Genomic DNA, 19,455 nt, shown 5'->3' on the forward strand with positions numbered 1-19,455 from the left:
TTTTGGATGGATTTTATTCATAATCTTAATTATCAAAATTTTAACTTTCATATATTCATATATAGTGATGTCAGTTTAAAATTTAACTCTGTTTTCTATCCATCCACTGAAATTAATATCTAAGTTAAAGCTTTTTAGTTTTTGTTCCATTCTTCTGACTCCCAACAAATATCTATGCCAAACTGATACACGAGGCATATTAAGTCTGACAACCTCTTCAGATAACCATTGATATTTCTTAGAATTGACATTCAACTTTTTCAATCTTTTTATTTGTCCATGCCAATCGTTATAAAAAAATAAGTTGAAATAATGAATGGATACAATATCATCCCAATGTTTAATTTTTAGTTTGTTTGATAAACGGTTATGTAAAGGTAATGGATAACTATAATTAGGGGGAAGATGTTCAACGTTTTCTTCCAAGGCACATAAAGTTACAGACAAAACAGACTGCTCAACAAAATAAATACCCTGGGGAGGAGTAATATCCAAGCGCATTACTTTCTCAAAATTCTCTTTCCAAGTTCTAAATATACCGGCACTTTTTCTTACAGCAATCAAACCAGAATTCCAGTAGGCTCTGATTCTTTTATTACCAATGGGCGTGTCAACAAATACCTCACGCTTTACTCCTAGTACTTCATATAGTTTTTGCCAATACCATTCTTGAGGATCTTGCAAACCTGTAGAACCAATTCCTTGGCCATACTCAGGACGCATCCGCACATTACAATCTACGGGCAATAAAAATTCTTTCGGTTCAGAAAAAAAGCATTTGTCACTGTCTAAAAAAACCAATATTTCTGCATCGATATTTTCTTCTGCATAGGCACAAACTAGGGGCTTATTAGCTAAATAATATTCATGGAATTCTCGATTTATCGGGATTTGTTGATGAGTTACCTGCAATGCTTCAAAGGCTTGTTGGGTTTGCTTTAAAATCGGTTCACCTACTCTAGGATGGAAACTATATATAGGTGTATTTTTCAATTCGCCGCAGAACTTACGAATACTTTCTGCAAGCATCAAAGATTGACCTTCTAAACGACCAGGTTCTGTACAAATTATAAAAGCTATAGGTATTGACATAGTATGAAGTATTGATTTAATAAGTTAATTACTCAATGAAGATTTCTTTGCTATCATCAATATTTCCTGAAACAAGGCTGAATAACGACGTGCTTGAAGTTCCAGGGTAAATTTTTGCTCGGCTTTCTCACGTGCATAAAATGACAGTTTTTGCAATCTCTGTTCATTTTCAAGAACCCAGATAATTCCTTTGGCAAAATCCTCAACTTCATAAGGTTTAGCCAAATAGCCGTTCTGCTGATGATCGACAATATCTTTTAAGCCAGTAGAATTAAACGCCACAACTGGAGTACCACAAGCGAATGATTCTGAAGCTGTCTGTCCAAAAGATTCTTGAAGAGATGGTACAAGCATTACATCAGCAGCTGAGTAAACAGTTGCTAAAGATATAGCATCATGTAAATGTCCCAAATAGTGGGTTTTGAAGCCTAAATTAGGTGGATTTTCGGGTTGAGATGCTCCAAAAATCACAACTTCCAAGTCATCTTTCCAGCCAGATTTACTCAATTCTTGTAAAGCTGGTTGCAATAAATGAAATCCTTTATTTCTATCGCTTGTTGCTTCTATAGCTCCAAATAGTATCAGCTTTTTATTTTGAGGTAGATTGAGTGTTTCGCGGGCAAAATGTTGATTAATCGGTCGATATTTTTGAGTATCTAATCCGTGGGGAATTATCTCAATTCGCAAATTTTGGAATAAAGAGCTAAAACGAGCGCACTCTGCTAGCCAAGAACTTGGTGAAACTAGAGTTAAATTTAAATTTTTCCAAGCTTTTGCTTTGCGCTGCCATACCCAGCGGGATAAATCCCATTCATTACCACTATTAAGTTGAGGACAAGCCCCGCAGGATATTTTGTAGCGATCGCATTCTCCAGTAACGTGACATCCTCCAGTAAACCCCCACATATCATGGAGAGTCCAAACTAAAGGGCGCTTCAGTTTAGCAAAGGTTTCTATTTGCATAAAACCTCCGCTAATCCAATGCAGATTGATTATATCTGGATTAATCTGAGCAACTTTAGGAATAACTCTATCTGGCAACCATTGAGTAAAAAATGGGGTATTTTTCTTTTGACGATAAAGCTTTAATGGCAAACTTTCAACTGTCAGCTTTGCTTTAGCGATGCCTTGAAACAGTCTAATTTTAGGTGCAATTATTGTTTTATCATTACTAGATTTTTCCTGTACTAACATTTGTGACTGTAGTCCTATATTCTGTAAACCTATGTGTAAACGATATGCAGCCCTAGCTGCACCGCCACTAATATCATGGGTACTAATATGTAAAATTTTCATTTTTATTAACTTAATATTCACTAAAACTATTTCTGACTGCCATAAAAACTAATTGAATAAAATCTTTTTATAATTTCGTTGAGATTCAACAGTTAAAGATAATGACGTGGTGATATACATTAACCAATTCCAGCTTGGAGTTAATAATCTGGCTTCTGAAAAATTCACTATGACAATGATAATTAGCATCTGCATTGGCCAATAATCTTCTGGCTTTTTAGCGACAGAAATAATTCGAGTCAATGCCATTACGAAAAACCGGACAAACCCGACTGCAAAAGTCAAAAACCCTAAGAATCCCAATTCTAACAATAATTCTAAAAAACCATTATGGGCGTTACTTGCCCAATCGTAAGTAGCTCTTAATTTGGATGCAGCATTACTAGTCCAAAATCCCGAAAATCCATAACCTAACCAAGGGTCTCTCCAAAATCTTAGAAATTACTAGCTCCCAGAGGTCAGAGCGTCCATTGAAGGTAAGGTCTTTACCAGAAGTACCAACTACAGTTTCGGCATTATTGAGAAGTAATATTGAAGAAATCATCAGCAACATCAAAGTTGAAGTTATCGTAATAACTTGTAACTTATAATTAGTTTTCTTCAGGGATCTATAGACAGGTAAAAGCAATATCATTGTCAATAAAATCGTTAAAGATGTTGTTGAACGTGAAAGGATAATTAGACATATAGATATCCCACATAGTGCCCACATCAACCAACGATATCGATGACCACTAAGAGCCAGGTGCAAAAAAACTCCTGCACTCCAAGCCATCATGTAACCTAATTCATTTTTATGACCATAAATTCCACTCCACATACCTAGTAACTCAGGTGATTCGTGAATATAACCTGGTACAAATGCAGAAAATAGCATAGATAATGATGCAGCTACCCCAAGTGCCCAAGCTATCAGCTTAATTTGTTCCTTAAGGGGATAACGCATTGCTAAATAGATGGCAAGAAAATATATTCTGATTAGACCTCTTAAATAAGTAAGACTAGAACTTAGGTCTTCTGACCATAAAAGAGAAAATATAACTATTGCTAGTAATAAAAACTGTAGCGGACTTCTAATAATTACATAAAGAAAACCTTTCCAGTATGAAATTAGAAAATAAAATAGGATTAAATATGAAACTATATTGAACAAAGTATCTAGCTTATCACCTCCAAGTGTAGACATTGAAACTTCTTGTGCGGGGTGTATTGTTAATGCCCCTACAGAAATTAGTAGTAGCAAGATAGTTAATATTTTTTCTGTTAGTTTTATTTTCATTTCTGAGATTTAAGTGACCTATTTTTTATCGTTAAGTAATTCAATCTTTTCTTCACTTCTTCTTTAAAAATATCTAATGTAGTTGCTTGATAAACTGTTTTTTGTATAAAATTATCTGCTTCTACATTCCTGACAATAAATGGTGGATGCTTTAAAGGAAATTCCATTGCCTGTATGGGCATATTGATGAAGGAAAATTCTTGATTTGAAGTGAAATGAGTTGCGTCTGCACCAACACCAACATTAGAGATTAAATTGACATTGGGAATAATACTTAAGCTTCCCTGCATCCAACAAGCAAATGTCCATTGATAATCCCAGGTTATACCTGTAGGATTGTCATAAACAGATTGAAATATTCGTTGCCAAGAATTTACCGCTTTTTGGTCTATAAGAATGTCATGTAAAAGATTTTCTGCTTGCACCTCTTTCCAGAGTTTAATAGTCAAATCATAATGTTGCCAAGCACGTCTCCAACTTGCCCAACCCCAGCAGTGGTTGTAGCGAGAAAAATAATAACTGTAATTTGTACGTTTTTTTTCTAGTTGGAGATTTTGAGCAGAGATTGTGGCGATTCTGGTATCATTTCTATATTTTTCCAGCAGTTCTTGACTAAACCTGAAAAAAGTTCGATGAGGAATACAATCATCTTCTAAAATAATTGTTTCTTCAACATTATTAAAAACCCAACTTAAGCCGCTTGATACTCGTTTTGCGCAACCTAAGTTGATATCAGAATAATTTTTAATTACTTCACAATTCCAATCAACTCTCTCAATAACTGCCCTAGTTGCTTCGCATTTTTCTGCCTCACCTTCGCGGTCAGTGCGGGGTCCATCTGCAATTACAAAAAGTCTTGTTGGCTTGGCTTGGCGAATAGCTTCAAAAACTTTCTCTGTTGTTTGTGGACGTTTAAAAATAATAAAAGTTACGGGTGTTTGCATAATAATAAAATTTCAGTAACAACGATTAGTATCTATAAAAATGAATAAGCGATCGCACTTGAATTTTAAATAGTTTTTGTGTTCTTGAATCAAATGCATTACATATAAAAGCAGCAGCAGCTTGAGATATTATTGTTGCGATCGCAGCTCCAAGTCCTGCATATTTAGGAATAAGTAATAAATTCAGAATAATGTTTAATATTGCCCCAAATAAAGTTTTACCTAAAGAAACGTGGTTTAAACCTTCAGCAATAAACCAAGGCGATGTTGCAAGACCCATAAATACAAAGAAAGAAGTCCAAATATGAACTGCTAATATTGCTCCTGCATCTGCATATCCACTTCCAAACATCACCATAATTATGTTGTCAGATAAAAAGGACATTGGAAGAGCAATTGCTAAAGATATACATGTCATTAGACTAAGTAATTGTCCTATTCGCTGATAGTAAAGACTTTCTGATTTTTCTTTTGCTGCATAAATTGCCGGAGCAACAGAAGAAACAATAGCCCCTGGAATAAAATACCAAATTTCAGAAATACGCACAGCAGCAGAATAAACTCCAACCTCACTATCTCCAATCATTTGACCTAACATCACCTGATCTATTCTCATAAAAATCATGATGGCGAACCCCGAAAAAATGAGAGGTAAACTCTCTTTCAGAAGAGTTTTGGCAGCCGCAATGCTCCAACGCCATAACCACAACGAAGATCCTTTGATTTGGTAAACAATCAGTAAGGCAATTGCACTCATTACAAATTCTGCTAATGTTACCAAAGCAAAAGCTAGCAATGGTGCTTTTGTTAAAATTAATGCAATTTTGATGACAGTGTTTAGCAGAAACGCCGTGTTTTTAGCAATCACAGTATACTTTGACTGCACCTGTGATTGAAACCACAGTTCAATAGTATCAGATGCCCTAAAAACTCCTGCTGTTCCTAAAATTACCACTAGCCATATCTTTAGTGTTTCATGCTCACCTAAGAAAAACATTGTGCTAACTGCCAATAAAACAGAAGCAATTCCACCTAAAAATTTTAGCCAAAAAGTAGTTCCTAAAATTTCCTCTTTGTTTGATGATTGACGCACAAGATGGCGAACTACTACGTCGTCTAGTCCGAGAGTAAAAATTGGACTAAATAAGGCAACAAAAGCTAAAGCATAGTTAAATAGACCATACTGTTGTACTCCTAAATAACGTGCTACCCATACTCCTACAACTAAGCTTGCACCCATACGTAGAATGCGGTCAGCAAATAACCAACCTGTATTAGCAATAATTGCACGCAGACCAGAACGAGATTTAAATTGCGATAAGTTTTTGATTTTTAATCTACTTAACATTATTTTTATGAACTAATCATTTGACATTATTTGTACTTATCTATCTTGTTAGTGCAAGTTGTCTTGGAAAATCCGAAATAAAGTGTATTTCTTATGAACTTATATGATTGAGCGTTAACGATGTTTTTAATTTACCACTAATTAAAATTTTCAAAAAATAGCTAAATAGGAAAATAATGCCCTTGATTTTCCAATACAAACTTTGCTCAAATAAAAATATTATTTTCAAATAAGTAACAAAATCTTGAGATTTTGGACATGGTATTGTTTGTAATTCATTGATAGATGTAAAAGCTAAAAATAATGGAGAGCTAAAATTGTTTTTTTGCAGGATGTAATTAAAGAGAGAATTACGTTTCCAGAATCTTTTGTATTCATAGTTTTTGTCTACATCTAAAAAGTTCTTATTATGATATTTATTATGATCGTGTATTCTATACCTTACTAAAGGTTTAGACATATAAAACTTTTTAGCCCCCACCAAAGAAGCTCCCCACACCAAACAGTCATCAGCCCTTACACGCCAATCTTCTAAATTTGGAATAGGTAAAAATTTTCTGACTATTTCTCTACGTATTGATAATGTTGAAGTTATAGAACCAATCCATTCACCATTATATAAAGTTCTAATTACTGAATAACCTAAATCTAAATCAACTACATCGTCTTGAAATATGCCTTCTACTGCTCCAAATTTTTTATACGCACAAAATACAAAATCACATTCACTGCGTCTATTGTAAAAACTTAAGGCGTTTTCTAAATACTGAGGTTCATAAATATCATCGGCATCTAAAAAAAATAGAATGTCACCAGTAGCAGCTAAAAAACCTTCATTAAAAGATGATAGTTGTCCTTGATTTTGTTCTTTAAAAATAGATTTAACATTTGCTATTTGAGTAAATTTATTGATAATTTCTACAGAATTATCTGTAGATGCATCATCAACAATGATAATCTCATCAAATTTGACTGTCTGATTTAAAGCGCTATCAATTGCCTCAGATAGAAATTCAGCATAGTTGTAATTATTAATTAAACAAGAAGTTTTGATTTTAGGTTTGTCCATTATTCCTACAGTCACGAAATTAGGTTTAGATAGTTTTAGTGATGGTAGCTTTCACAATTTATAAAAAAACTTAACGCTCTTTGCGAAATTTAGTTAAGCTGCTAGAAGATACCAAATCTTGTTCAATTTGTCGTTTTTTGGTGTCATAAAAATAATTATTAGGTTCATTTTTAGTATTCACACCATTGATGACTATCCCTAATACCTTCTGACCTGACTGAGTTAAAAACTCTTTAGCTGCATTTGCACTGTTCAAGTCAACCACTCCAGGACGAACGACTAATAAGATACCGTCAGTCAAAGTACTTAAAACAGCAGCATCTGCTATTCCTGACAATGGAGAAGTATCAAAAATTACAAGATCGTAATCTTTCCCAAAGTTACTAATTAATGTTGCCATACGTTGAGAATCTAGCATTGCCACTGGATTGGGAGGCAAAACTCCAGAAGTAAGAACTTCCAGATTAGGCATAACTTCCTGAACAACTGTATCTAAAGAAGCTTGATTGATTATTACATTACTTAATCCCATTGTATTTGTTAGTCCCCAGATATGATGCTGTATGGGATGACGCATATCTGCATCCACCAACAACACCCTACGCCCCGCCTGAGCCATAGTCACAGCTAAATTTGCAGATACGTCAGACTTTCCTTCTTTGGCAACGGAACTTGTAATTACAATGCTTTTGAGCGGTTTATCAGAACAGAGGAACTTCAAGTTTACTTGTAGTATTTGATATGCATTACCAACAGGGAAGTAAGGAATATCTCTGCCAATAATTTTGGGAATAGCTCTATCCAGCCCTGGTATAGAAGAATGATCTTTACCATTTCTACCTTGTGTAGGAATTACTCCCAAAACACTGTATCTCAAGACTTCTTTGGCTTCTTTGACGGTCTTCACCGAGCGGTCTATCAAGTCTAAAGTAAAGGCGACAATGATACCTAAGAAAAAACCAACTCCTGCTCCACCAATAATAAACAGCATTTTCCGAGGCCCTTCTGCTTTATCAGGGGTTAAAGCATAGGAAATAACACGAGCATTAGGAATCTTTTGATTCTGTGCAATATCAATCTCTTGGCGTTTCTTTAAGAGTGTTTCGTAAGTCGTTTGAGCTGCTTGCAATTTCCGTTCTAGCTCTCGTTGACTTTGTTCTAGCCTTGGCAAATTATTTGCTCGTTTGATATAGGCATTTTGCTGTTGTTTGAGTGTGGCAATTTGTCTCTCCAGACCAACACGTTCTGCCTGAGCACGAGTAATATCTGCAATTAGGCTTTGCCGTAGTTGTCCAACCTGTAAACTTCCCTGTGTTATCTGTGCTCCACCAGCTACTTGTCCTGTCCGCTCTTTTAACAAGTTCTTAAGAGCTAAGACTTTTTCTTCTAAGTTAGTAATTGTAGGGTGTTCAGGTGAAAAACGGGTACGTTCTAGTGCAAGTTGGCTTTCTGTTTCTTGAAGTTGGGCTAGCACTTTCTGAACTCCAGGTGCTTGACTCAATTCAGATTCGATTACACCTTGCCGTGAATCTATCTGAGCTTCACTGCTTAACTGTTCTAGACGACCCTTCACATCATCTAGTTGAGCTAAAGCTTGAGAAATTTGGTTTCCTAACTTAGAAATGGTATCGACTGCTGCGGCTGCTTCTTGTTCTAGAACAACAACTTTATTCGTTTCTTTAAATAGCCGCAGTTTTGATTCGGCTCTTCTGACAACTTCCTCAGCTTTAGGTACTTCCGTTACAAGAACCTGTTTGGCTGTCCGCGCTTCATTCTGATTAGCCTTGATATTTAGATCGATATAACTGTCAATAACTTTATTGACGATTTTAGCAGCTAGTTCTGGATCGCCGCCTTTATAAGAAAGTTGTACAACATCAGTGCCTTTGATTCCTTCTATTTTTATTTGTTTTGCCAAATCAGGAATCGAGAGCAGTTTGCCTTGACTATCTTTGAGATTCAGGGAATTAATCGTTTTTTCAATTACTGGATTCGATCCAATAACTCTCACCTGAGTTTCTAGGGGATTATCGTTCACATTCAAAGCTTCTAGGCGTCCTATGTCATCCGGTAAGCCTGTGAGTGAGGAAGAGCGATTTGTTTTAATCATCAAACTTCCTTCTGCCTTGTATGAAGGTTTTAGTGAAAATGCATACAAGCATCCAAGGCTAACAGATATGGCGAAAATTCCAACTAGAGGTAGCCAACGCCGTTGAAGAACTTCTAAGTATTTCTGAATATTTACTTCTTCAAAATTTGGTAAAGATTCCATTGTCATAATATATGTAAACTTTTATAAAAAGACTATTTACTTACAGCAAATTGTTCTCAAAATTGTGACTACATTCCTAATAAAGTCTATTTTGCGATATTAATATTTGCATGAATTCGTAGCTAATAACTTGCTGCTGAGTTTCTTCAATATCTGAAGTTAACTAATAGTTTTGCAAGCTGTAATTTTAACTTATACTGATACTATAATGAGAGCAAAAACAGGATAAATCACAAATTTATCCCTGATTTAGTCGCTTTCCATTTTTGGGGCTTACTTAATTTTAGTTAACTTCGTTTTATGCTACTACTAATGCAAGTATTGATTAGTAAGCTAACAATCACTATCATATTATGTAAAAACATTGATTTTTATAACTTTACAAAAAATTTATACAATAGACTAATATATTCATTCTCAGTCTGCTAATTCTTAAAAGACAAGAGGAGTTAATTCGTTCCGGGTAAGGAATAGAAGAATTGTGTCAGTATATAAGCAATGGAAGCACTTCAGAGATAGGCTTTAGACAGTGAAAAAGATACCTAGAAAGACTGGATGAATCTTTACAGAAGCTACTTCAAAACTTTAATTAACAATTTATTTTTGCTCTAAATAATAGTCAAATTTGGTAATAATACGGTACTAGCAATCATAAAATTGCATGATTTAGGTATTGAACCTATAAAGACTCGCAATCAGTTTAATTTGCCTTTATGTAGAAATACATTCATTTTTGTAACACAAATGAAATATATACGATTACTAAGTAAATTGGCTCCAGCTTAAATTTAACGCAGTCCAACAAACGAGCATCAAATAACAGCGTGACTAAATCGAGAAATTAGTCTATATCAGACTAGTACAAAATAGCAAAAATCCAGCTACTATCTCAATTAAGCAGACAAATAGCTTAAGCAACTTGTTCAAGTTAGGCAAACTCCCGTCAGATTCTACTAGATTTCACATATTTTTAATGAAGTTTCCCTATATTTATTATTACGTGTGTTAATCTAAGGTACTCAAGCTAGCCTGCTATTTCTTGGTTTTTATATTTAGGCAATTGTAATTATTAAACTGACATTAAATGTTGAGAGATTGAATTATGAAATCCTCTTTTATGATCTTAGGCATTGTGATTAGCGCATTCACTCTCAGTCAAAGTGCCTATGCTAATCAAGAGAATGTTCCCATAAAAATAGGCGATCGCGATCGGGCTGGAGTTTTATTGACAGAACCAGCTACGATTAATACTACATGGAGTAATTTGATCGGACAGACTAATAATTCCAAACAAACTGCTGAATCAATTTCGCTAATGCAGGAGCGAGGATGCCAAAAAATTAACCCGCTTGAGTTCATCAATAACCCCAGCGCTTTTTTTAAGCAATGTCAGGAGCCAATCAAGACTCAAAGTACTGAACCAATTGAGTATCTCAAAGTTCCGAAACTGGATTCTGGTATTAGTGTGACAGTTACTAAGTTTTGATATTAGGAACTTTTTTAACAAAAAATAGCTAATTCTTGGTAGTGTGATTTATCTAGATAATTTACGCTCAAATATGGATGAAATATTTATGCTGGCTGCTTTAGCTCAAAGCAGAAAAGCTTTGCCGGAATGTTTGCCGAACCCACCAGTAGGCTGTGCGATCGTATATGGCCAAGAGATAGTAGCTCAAGGATACACGCAAGCACCAGGAAAACACCATGCTGAAGCTGACGCACTTAAACAGATTCAAGGTAAAGCTTTCAACTTGTTGAAAATGTATGTAATATCATGTCAGGTTGAAGACTTATTATTTAGAGGGCAGTTCTTGCTGGGGGCTATTAGCTGGGGGAAAGAGACTTTTGGGATTTTTGCACAGATACGTTAATCATAAGTGATTAGCCGACATGATATAACTCTTGAACCTTGTTCTTTTCATGGACGCACACCTGTATGTGCTTTAGCGATCGCTAAAGATTGTCGGATACATGAAATATATGTATCTATACTCGATCCAGACCACTGCAATAATGGTAAAGGATTAGACATTCTCAAGAATTGCAGGAAAAATAGTTAATGTTGGGTTATGCGCCAATGAGGTGAATGCTTTTCTTAACCAATATCTACTAAAGTCATAGTTGAAGAGTTAGATTAAAACTTCAATATAGTACCATTTTCCCAAAAATCTTTGCAATAAGCCAATCATTTATGTAGATAGATAATTGTGCTTTTGTGCAACTAAAAGTTAAAACTAGTAAGCGATAAAGCTGTGAGATATTCCTTCATTAGGAGTTTTAGACTATTTCCGACTTCTCCAAAAAGTGGGAATGTTGTTGTTTAAGCAATGCTGCACAGCAATCAACTAGATACTTTTACACAAAAATCTTTTCGCTTCAAGAGAATATTAGTTAGGGCGATCGCGGGTGTTGCTGTCTTGCCAAGTATTATCCTTGATGTTAATACTACCACTGTTAGTACTTTTAGTCCATAAAATTTCTCTAGTAGTAATCGAGTTGATTGTACCGCATCCAATACAGATGTCTGCGTTAAATTATGACACAAGTGCAATTGTCACAGATATCTGCGTCTTCTGGATCGTCCTAAATTTCAGGAAAGAGATATGAGTAAGAATGAATGTACAGATGTAGCAGTGCTACGTCTGTGCAGGTGTTCTGGATATCGTATAATTAATTTCAGTAGATGCCTCATTACTAAAGTATTTGACCAGATTCTTAAAGAAAGCGGTTATTAAAGAGGGGAAGCAGGAGAAATTCTTTCTTTCATATTTAACGATCGCCCACTATGTACTTGGCTTGATATGCTTAGATTGTATTACAAAAAAATGAGGTAAAAAATGCATATTTTATATTTAATGAGTTTTTATTTCATGAATTACATTTATTGATAATTAGACTATGAACAATTACAAAAATGAACTTTTTGTGATTTTTCAGAGTTGCTATTAATAATTTATCTTTTAGATAATGGAATCGTAGCTCAGTATTTTTTACTTTTCCAGTAAGCGCATTGGATAACTAGACTAAATTTAATTGTTAATTGAATTTTAGAAAATGCAAAAATCAATAATAAAGGAATGTAATTACTTCCAAGGATATGCTAATGATACTTTAGGTAATTGATTTGTGACTGATGATGATGTTATTATTAAGGAGTAGGTTGATTTTGGGTTTATTATCTCCAAGAATTAACTTGTAATGTATCATAGATCAGAATTCATCAGTGTTGCAAATTGATTAGACCTTTTGCATAAATTACAAATTAATAAACCCACCTCGCAAAGCGTTGCTTTGTCTACCTCCCCCAAAAGCGGGAAGGAAATTAAAGGATGGGGTGTTAAGTACTTTTGCAAGATATCTATGATTAGCAGTGTGAAATGGCTGTGGGTCTGAATATCTAGACTTGATACCAATAAATTGATGAGGTTACAGAGGAGCAAATAACCATGAGCAACTTAACATCTCCACATACCGAAGTTCAAAAAACGAAGAAAAAAAGTTTAACCGCAGATAAAAAGCCTCGATCTACAGATGATATTGTGCGTAGTTATCTGCAAGATATCGGACGTGTAGATTTGTTGACTCGCGAACAAGAGGTTATTTTTGCCCAACAAGTGCAGCAGATGATGAATTTATTAGCTGCTAAGGATGAATTGGCTGTCAAATTAAACCACGAACCCACGCTACAAGAATGGGCAGATCGGGTGGAGTTAACTGTGGAGGTGCTAGAGCAACAGCTAAATTTAGGACACCACGCCAAACAGAAAATGATTCAGGCTAATCTCCGGTTAGTGGTAGCTGTGGCAAAGAAATACCAGCACCGCAACCTGGAATTTATGGATTTAATTCAAGAAGGTACTTTAGGTTTAGAGCGAGGGGTAGATAAATTTGATCCCGCCCTTGGTTATAAGTTTTCTACCTACGCTTACTGGTGGATTCGTCAAGGAATTACACGGGCGATCGCTCAACAAGGACGTACAATTCGTTTACCGATCCACATCTTTGAGAAACTGAACAAAATTAAACGGGTGCAGCGAGAATTATCTCAACAGTTGGGTCGCGTTCCTACTACTGCTGAAATTGCCACTGCCTTATCTTTGACAGCTAGCCAGGTTCGAGAGTGTTTGTACTTGGCCCGTCAGCCCTTCTCTCTAGAGGCGAGAGTTGGCGAACAACAAGATACAGAATTGCAAGACATACTGGAGGATGATGGTCCTTCTCCTGAAGATTATGCCGTTGAAGAATCTCTCCACCAAGACTTACAAGACTTATTGGCAAAGCTGTCTCCCCAGCAGCGAGAAATATTAACCCTACGTTTTGGTCTAACGGATGGGTATGAACTTTCTTTAGCACAGATTGGCGATCGCATGGGTATTAGTCGAGAACGGGTGCGTCAGATAGAACAAAAAGCTCTTAGTCTCCTCCGGCGCCAAAAAGAACAAGTACGTAGTTATCTAGCTAGCTGAGGTTATTTTTTCATAATTTAGGGCATTTAAACTCAGGAAGTCACTATCATAACTGTGTAAAATTCAGTCATTATGGGCGAAAATAAACTTAGATAATCACTTTTAATGATTTGATATGAGCACATCAAAGACAGTGCAACAGTTGCAAGTGCAATGGGTGACTCCTGAAAACTTTCGGCCTTATGGACAGGTTATTTTTGCAAGTCTTGATGGCAAAACTTACGATGGGGAAGATGCCCAGTTAAACCTGCAAAACGGGATTCCACGATTTTATCTTATGCGATTGGAGAAAATAGGACGAAAGTTTCACAAAATTACTCGCCATGTGCAATGCACTCAATGTCTGGGTTCTTTGGAAGGGAAGGATTGGTTAATTGCAGTTTGTCCTCCTCATAATGATGTGAATGAACCAGCATTAGAAGATATTGCTGCTTTCCGCATTCCGGGAAATTGTTTTATCAAGCTACATGAGGGTACTTGGCACGCTGGCCCCCATTTTGACCATGAAGCTGTGGATTTTTATAATTTGGAACTAGCTGATACCAATATGGTGGATCATTTCACCCATGATTTTCTTAAGAGTCATCAATTAGAGTTTGAGATGGTTTAGGTAAAATTAGTTTAATTATAGATATAGACAAGCCATTTTCCTGAATCAGTTCAAGTATTACGTCAGTTTGGTTATGATGTATGGATGTGTAATGTTAGCCTAGAAATTGTATCCCAGCAGAATGGTTGCGTAGAAGTTTCCACTGCTTTTGAAATTTTTCTTAAACATTCATTTTATGTCTTCTTCCAAGTCTCAATCTTCTGACAAAAGCTTTGTCTACCGCGAATTTGGCAATGACAACTCCGCCGCCACAGAAAGACCGATTCCAGAACTACCCCCACAACAACAAAATTTGAAAGTACAAGCTTCCCGCAAAGGACGCAAAGGCAAAACCGTCACAGTAATTAGCGGTTTTCAAGCCAAACCGGAAACCTTAGCAGATTTGGTGAAGCAGTTGAAAACCCAGTGTGGGACAGGTGGGACACTTAAAGACAACGAAATTGAAATTCAGGGCGAACACAAACAGAAAATTGTTGAGATTTTGACCAAGCTAGGTTACAAAGCCAAAATTAGCGGTGGCTAATTTTGAGTGCGGTTTACCGTATCTTAAGCGCTATCTAGATTAAGAGAGGGAATGTTATCTTTGAGAAGTACAAATATGCTTGAACAGTGGTAAATTAGTTTGCCAACAAGCTGTCTTTTTTGAGATTAACAGGAGGTTTAAATGGATTTAGTTCGGATTCTGTGTGCCATTTTTCTGCCGCCTTTGGGAGTTTTTTTACAAGTAGGTTTTGGTATAGACTTTTGGATTAATATACTTTTGACGCTGTTTGGTTACATTCCTGGGATTATTCATGCAGTATGGATAATTGCTAAGAAATAATTCTTTGTAGAAGTAGGTTAAGCGTACCAATATCTGTGTTAGTGATTGTTATAGAGGCGATTCATAAATTGCCTCTATAAAAAAGTTTATGAACTTAACTACTTTGTATTCGTAACTTTAATTAAACAAAAAGCTCTAAAAATACTATTTTATTTTTGAAATATATATAAACACTACTTAAGAAAACGCGATATCTAAATAAAAGTTGTAAAAACAATATTTATCAAGTCTTTAATGTCGGCTTATGTGTGGCGGTAAATACCGAATTAACTCTAACTTTTTAACATGGCATAGAGTCTAAATTCTAGAAGCAAGGGGCAGATGTGCAATTGCCATTGCACAGTTGAAACGTTTAAATCTTTGATTAACCCAGTGCTTATATCTAATACCCAGCCGTGAACCATAGGTGCTTTTCGCTCATGGAGTACTTGACGCATGACGGAAGTTTGGTAAAGATTTTTCACTTGCGCCACAACATTGATTTCTGCCAAGCGATTCAGACGTTCTTCTCTTGTTGGCAAAGTATCAATTTCTTCTTGTTTCTCTAAATACAGTTCCCGAATCGGATTTACCCAGTTATCAAGAATTCCGATAGTTCGCCCTTCTAAAGCTGCCTTAATTCCTCCGCAATCGTAGTGACCACAAACGATAATGTGTTCCACTTTCAGGTGTAAAATTGCGTATTCTAAAACGGCTAAAAAGTTTATATCCGTTAGAGAAACTTGATTGGCAATATTACGATGTACAAATAACTCTCCTGGTTCTGTACGGGTAAATTTTGTTAATGCCAGACGACTATCAGAACAGCCAATGTATAGAAAAGGTGGTGTTTGTCCGTTAGATAATTCTTGAAAGTAAGTTGGATCTAGAGCTAGCTTTTCGGCAACCCAAGCCTGATTATTTCTGAGGAGTTCATCAATGCTGTTGTATTTCATCTTTCGTCAAATTCGAGAGAGAATCTCATCAATATTTTATTTTAACCGATCTCCAGTTTTGTCTAAATCAAGATGAACTTTCTCTGAACTAAAATCTGATAAAGATGACAATCTTTTTCAATCGGGGGCAACAACTTTGCTATCGTTATGATGGTTGATTGACCAACGGTGATCGATAGTTACAGAGGAAAACTCGCAAATTTCTTCTAGTCGCTTTTGCTGTACAGCAGCTTTACGGAGAGTAATAATTAGCTGATTCACCTGATGCCGTAAATCTGGATTATCATTGACTGCTAACATAGTTTGTCTTTCTAAGAGTTGAAGTATAAGTTCGTAGTGAATAGGCGAAGGTAGAGGAATTTGCTCCATGAAGTTAACTTTTGATTTCATATTTGGGATTTTGTATTAGTCACAGTTTATTTCTTGTTAATAAATTGTTACATAATAAATAACTAGTTGCTTATGGCTTTGGTTTGATTAGCAATGAAGATTTAGCAAAGATATTGATGATATTTGATAGCAAAGTGCTGCGTGTATACGCATAGTATGCCCAATTGCTCAACTATTATGTGCAGCCCTGCGCCTTTTAGGGCAGATGGGGTGTTTATTTCAAAAATTCCTCGGTAATATACGGGCGATCGCAGCGCCGGGATCTGGTTGTTTTACCAAAGATTCTCCAATGAGTACAGCAGATGCACCTGCTGTCAGCACTAAACTCAAATCTTCTGGGTTGTGTAGTCCTGACTCGCTGACAACAAGGATATTTTTCTCTTGCAATTGTCTACCCCTTGCAGCCAAAAGTTGGCAAGTAGTTTGCAGATCGACAGAGAAATCTTCCAAATTGCGATTATTGATTCCTATCAGGGAGACTCCATCTAAGGCTAACACACGGTCAAGTTCTGCCAAACTATGGACTTCAATCAAGGCTGCCATTTTCAGGTTGTTAGCAATTTTCAAGAAGTATTGCAAATCTCGATCGCTCAAAATAGCTGCAATCAACAAAATCGCATCTGCACCCTGAACCCGTGCTAAGTACATCTGGTAAGGATAGATGACAAACTCTTTACACAGTAGGGGCAAATCTACGGCAGCCCGGACTTTGGCTAAATTGTCAAAACTACCTTGAAAGAACTTGACATCTGTGAGTACAGAAAGACAACTAGCACCTCCTTGCTGATAAGATAGGGCGATCGCTACTGGGTCAAAATCTGCTCGTAAAACGCCTTTACTCGGTGAAGCTTTTTTAACTTCGGCAATCAATGCTGGCTTTGTCTTACCTTGACGCAAAGCAGCAACAAAATCACGGGTTGGTGGCGCAGAGAGTGCTTGATGTTGCAATTCCCGTAAAGGCAGCCTTTCACGCATTTGGTCAACTTCAACTTCTTTATGCCAGACAATTTCTTCCAAAATGTTGTTTGGCGCTGCATCAGGTACGGCAGCCTGATAACGTAACATGGACACGGAAATAGCTGGGTTAGGTGAACGGCGACGGATTTGCATAATTAGTGCTGAGTTAGGAGTTAGGAGTTAGGAGTTGGGAGTTAGGAGTTAGGAGTTGGGAGTAGAGACGCGATTAATCGCGTCTGTACAGGAGTTAGGGATATTAATTCTTCACTCCTAACTTTTCACTTCTAACTTTTAGATGGCTCGTTTATAAGCTTCGTCCAGGACTTCCGAAAGTGTCGGATGGGCGTGAACTAGATGTGCGAGACTTTGGACAGATTGACGGTTGGCGATCGCAGCTGAGGCTTCATGAATTAAGTCTGAGGCGTGCAGTCCGAAAATGTGGACGCCCAAGACTTCCCCGGTGTCTTTGCGATATATCACCTTGGCAATACCGTCGGCTTCATTTTCTGCCAGCGCTTTGGAATTTCCTTTGAAGTAACTCCTACTGGTGGCAATTTCAAACCCTTCAGCTTGTCCCAACTCCTTAGCTGCTGTTTCAGTTAAGCCTACATAGCTGACTTCTGGGTGGGTAAATGCCGCTGCGGGGATGCTGCGATAGTCTACTATTCTTTCCCTCCCAACTATATTTTCTACCGCGATGATGCCTTGAGCAGAAGCCGCATGTGCTAACATCATCTTCCCATTAGCATCGCCAATTGCCCACAAATGCGGTACGACTTCACCTGCTGATAGTACTGCCATGCGATCGTCTACTGGAATAAAATTCCGCCGATCGAGTTCCACACCCACAGACTCTAAACCAAGATTTTTGGTCGCTGGGATGCGTCCTGTAGCCACCAAGCAAGCATCTACTTCGATGACATCTATATCTTCCTTGGTTTTGAAATCTGCTAACTCAATTACCACAGGTGAACCGGGAATGACTTTTTTAGCGTATATCCCGACTTTCGTTTCAATATCGCGGGGAGTAATTAGCACCCGTTCGGCAAGTTTGGCAATATCGCGGTCAAATCCTGGCATTAACTGATCTAGGGCTTCAATCAAGGTGATTTCACAACCCAAAGCTGAGTAAATATCAGAAAATTCTAAGCCGATATAACCACTGCCAATAATTGCTACCCACTCTGGTAGTGATTCCAACTTCACACCTTGGTCGCTGGTAAAGACAGTTTTGCCGTCTACTTCAATCCCTGGAGGCACAAAAGGAATTGAACCAGGCGAAAGGATAATGTCTTTGGCTGTGATGGTTTTTTCGCCACCGTCTCCGACGATCGAGACTTTTTGTGCCCCAGCGATTTTTCCCCAACCTCTGATAATATCGACTTTTAGACGTTTGAGGCTGTTGGTTAAGTCGCCTTGAATTTTCGAGACGAGATCGTTAGCATGATTAGCGATCGCTTGGCGATCGAATTCTACGCTACCAATTTGAATTCCCAGTGACTTGAGGTGGTGGGCATTGCGTAACTCCCGCACACGTCCAGATGCTGCCAGCAGCGCTTTAGAAGGAATACAGCCCCGATTAACACAGGTTCCTCCCATATCAGCACCTTCAATAATTGCTGTTTTCAAACCACAACTTACGGCGTGTAAGGCTGCGCCATGTCCGCCTACACCAGCGCCGATAATTACTAAATCGTAATCATATCCTTGACTCACGTTAGTTTCCCCGTCTGCTTCGCCTATTTATTCTCAACTTGACCGACAATCAGCGCAACCCTTTTAACAGTTATCAGTTATCAGTTTTATCGCTGAACTCTAAATCCCTTACCTTACATTACCCTGACTGTTTACTGTTGACTGTTCACTGATTTCAGGTTTGGGTATTGCTAACTCAAATTATGATTCACTCACTTCTGGCGAAAATATGGATATTTTCATTATATGGGTTGGTTTTCCCAGAAAAGCGACAAGAAA

19 protein-coding genes are annotated in these 19,455 nt (G+C 37.0%); 7 read left to right on the forward strand and 12 right to left on the reverse strand.

Annotated features, from left to right (window positions below; genetic code table 11):
• Nucleotides 1-75 precede the first annotated feature (75 nt).
• The 8 genes from NSTCB13_RS33000 to NSTCB13_RS33035 all read right to left on the reverse strand — a co-directional run bounded on the left by NSTCB13_RS33000 (nt 76) and on the right by NSTCB13_RS33035 (nt 9,306).
• The gene (locus NSTCB13_RS33000) at nt 76-1,092 is read right to left on the reverse strand and encodes a hypothetical protein (protein WP_448275244.1); all 1,017 of its coding nucleotides are present in this window, start codon (nt 1,090-1,092) and stop codon (nt 76-78) included.
• Nucleotides 1,093-1,116: 24 nt separating this feature from the next.
• On the reverse strand, nt 1,117-2,388 hold the full coding sequence (locus NSTCB13_RS33005; RefSeq protein ID WP_448275245.1) for a glycosyltransferase family 4 protein: 1,272 nt from the start codon (nt 2,386-2,388) through the stop codon (nt 1,117-1,119).
• 48 nt (nt 2,389-2,436) lie between these two features.
• Nucleotides 2,437-2,673 carry a hypothetical protein gene (locus tag NSTCB13_RS33010; protein WP_448275247.1) on the reverse strand — a complete coding sequence of 79 codons (237 nt, stop codon included), beginning with the start codon at nt 2,671-2,673 and terminating at the stop codon, nt 2,437-2,439.
• A 97-nt stretch (nt 2,674-2,770) separates the two neighbouring features.
• Nucleotides 2,771-3,334 (reverse strand): O-antigen ligase family protein, encoded by a 564-nt coding sequence (locus NSTCB13_RS33015; RefSeq protein ID WP_448275248.1) that lies wholly within the window; start codon nt 3,332-3,334, stop codon nt 2,771-2,773.
• Nucleotides 3,335-3,663: 329 nt separating this feature from the next.
• The gene (locus NSTCB13_RS33020; RefSeq protein WP_448275249.1) at nt 3,664-4,611 is read right to left on the reverse strand and encodes a glycosyltransferase family 2 protein; all 948 of its coding nucleotides are present in this window, start codon (nt 4,609-4,611) and stop codon (nt 3,664-3,666) included.
• A 25-nt stretch (nt 4,612-4,636) separates the two neighbouring features.
• Nucleotides 4,637-5,959 (reverse strand): flippase, encoded by a 1,323-nt coding sequence (locus NSTCB13_RS33025; RefSeq protein WP_448275251.1) that lies wholly within the window; start codon nt 5,957-5,959, stop codon nt 4,637-4,639.
• Nucleotides 5,960-6,050: 91 nt separating this feature from the next.
• The gene (locus tag NSTCB13_RS33030; RefSeq protein ID WP_448275253.1) at nt 6,051-7,043 is read right to left on the reverse strand and encodes a glycosyltransferase family 2 protein; all 993 of its coding nucleotides are present in this window, start codon (nt 7,041-7,043) and stop codon (nt 6,051-6,053) included.
• Between the two features lie 55 nt (nt 7,044-7,098).
• Nucleotides 7,099-9,306 (reverse strand): GumC family protein, encoded by a 2,208-nt coding sequence (locus NSTCB13_RS33035; protein ID WP_448275254.1) that lies wholly within the window; start codon nt 9,304-9,306, stop codon nt 7,099-7,101.
• A gap of 1,096 nt (nt 9,307-10,402) precedes the next feature.
• Here NSTCB13_RS33035 and NSTCB13_RS33040 point away from each other — a divergent pair.
• From NSTCB13_RS33040 to NSTCB13_RS33070, 7 genes are all read left to right on the forward strand, one after another.
• On the forward strand, nt 10,403-10,786 hold the full coding sequence (locus NSTCB13_RS33040; protein WP_448275255.1) for a hypothetical protein: 384 nt from the start codon (nt 10,403-10,405) through the stop codon (nt 10,784-10,786).
• Nucleotides 10,787-10,859: 73 nt separating this feature from the next.
• Nucleotides 10,860-11,171 (forward strand): hypothetical protein, encoded by a 312-nt coding sequence (locus NSTCB13_RS33045; RefSeq protein WP_445631790.1) that lies wholly within the window; start codon nt 10,860-10,862, stop codon nt 11,169-11,171.
• Between the two features lie 456 nt (nt 11,172-11,627).
• Nucleotides 11,628-11,774, forward strand: a complete 147-nt coding sequence (locus NSTCB13_RS33050) for a hypothetical protein (protein WP_445631791.1) — start codon at nt 11,628-11,630, stop codon at nt 11,772-11,774.
• 972 nt (nt 11,775-12,746) lie between these two features.
• Nucleotides 12,747-13,766 carry an RpoD/SigA family RNA polymerase sigma factor gene (locus NSTCB13_RS33055; RefSeq protein WP_445631792.1) on the forward strand — a complete coding sequence of 340 codons (1,020 nt, stop codon included), beginning with the start codon at nt 12,747-12,749 and terminating at the stop codon, nt 13,764-13,766.
• Nucleotides 13,767-13,881: 115 nt separating this feature from the next.
• Nucleotides 13,882-14,376, forward strand: a complete 495-nt coding sequence (locus NSTCB13_RS33060; protein WP_445631793.1) for an ureidoglycolate lyase — start codon at nt 13,882-13,884, stop codon at nt 14,374-14,376.
• Nucleotides 14,377-14,551: 175 nt separating this feature from the next.
• On the forward strand, nt 14,552-14,899 hold the full coding sequence (locus NSTCB13_RS33065) for a translation initiation factor (RefSeq protein ID WP_445631794.1): 348 nt from the start codon (nt 14,552-14,554) through the stop codon (nt 14,897-14,899).
• A gap of 141 nt (nt 14,900-15,040) precedes the next feature.
• The gene (locus NSTCB13_RS33070) at nt 15,041-15,199 is read left to right on the forward strand and encodes a YqaE/Pmp3 family membrane protein (RefSeq protein WP_179065728.1); all 159 of its coding nucleotides are present in this window, start codon (nt 15,041-15,043) and stop codon (nt 15,197-15,199) included.
• A gap of 272 nt (nt 15,200-15,471) precedes the next feature.
• Here the strand turns inward: NSTCB13_RS33070 and NSTCB13_RS33075 are convergent, their stop codons facing one another.
• The 4 genes from NSTCB13_RS33075 to lpdA all read right to left on the reverse strand — a co-directional run bounded on the left by NSTCB13_RS33075 (nt 15,472) and on the right by lpdA (nt 19,197).
• Nucleotides 15,472-16,134: a carbonic anhydrase gene (locus tag NSTCB13_RS33075; RefSeq protein ID WP_445631795.1), complete on the reverse strand. Its 663-nt coding sequence runs from the start codon at nt 16,132-16,134 to the stop codon at nt 15,472-15,474.
• Between the two features lie 117 nt (nt 16,135-16,251).
• Nucleotides 16,252-16,503 carry a DUF5340 domain-containing protein gene (locus NSTCB13_RS33080; protein ID WP_069072137.1) on the reverse strand — a complete coding sequence of 84 codons (252 nt, stop codon included), beginning with the start codon at nt 16,501-16,503 and terminating at the stop codon, nt 16,252-16,254.
• A 240-nt stretch (nt 16,504-16,743) separates the two neighbouring features.
• Entirely contained in the window at nt 16,744-17,634 is an 891-nt protein-coding gene (trpC, locus tag NSTCB13_RS33085) for an indole-3-glycerol phosphate synthase TrpC (protein WP_448275256.1), read from the reverse strand.
• A 138-nt stretch (nt 17,635-17,772) separates the two neighbouring features.
• The gene (lpdA, locus tag NSTCB13_RS33090; protein WP_448275258.1) at nt 17,773-19,197 is read right to left on the reverse strand and encodes a dihydrolipoyl dehydrogenase; all 1,425 of its coding nucleotides are present in this window, start codon (nt 19,195-19,197) and stop codon (nt 17,773-17,775) included.
• Between the last annotated feature and the right edge of the window lie 258 nt (nt 19,198-19,455).

The organism is Nostoc sp. DSM 114160 (assembly GCF_053470305.1).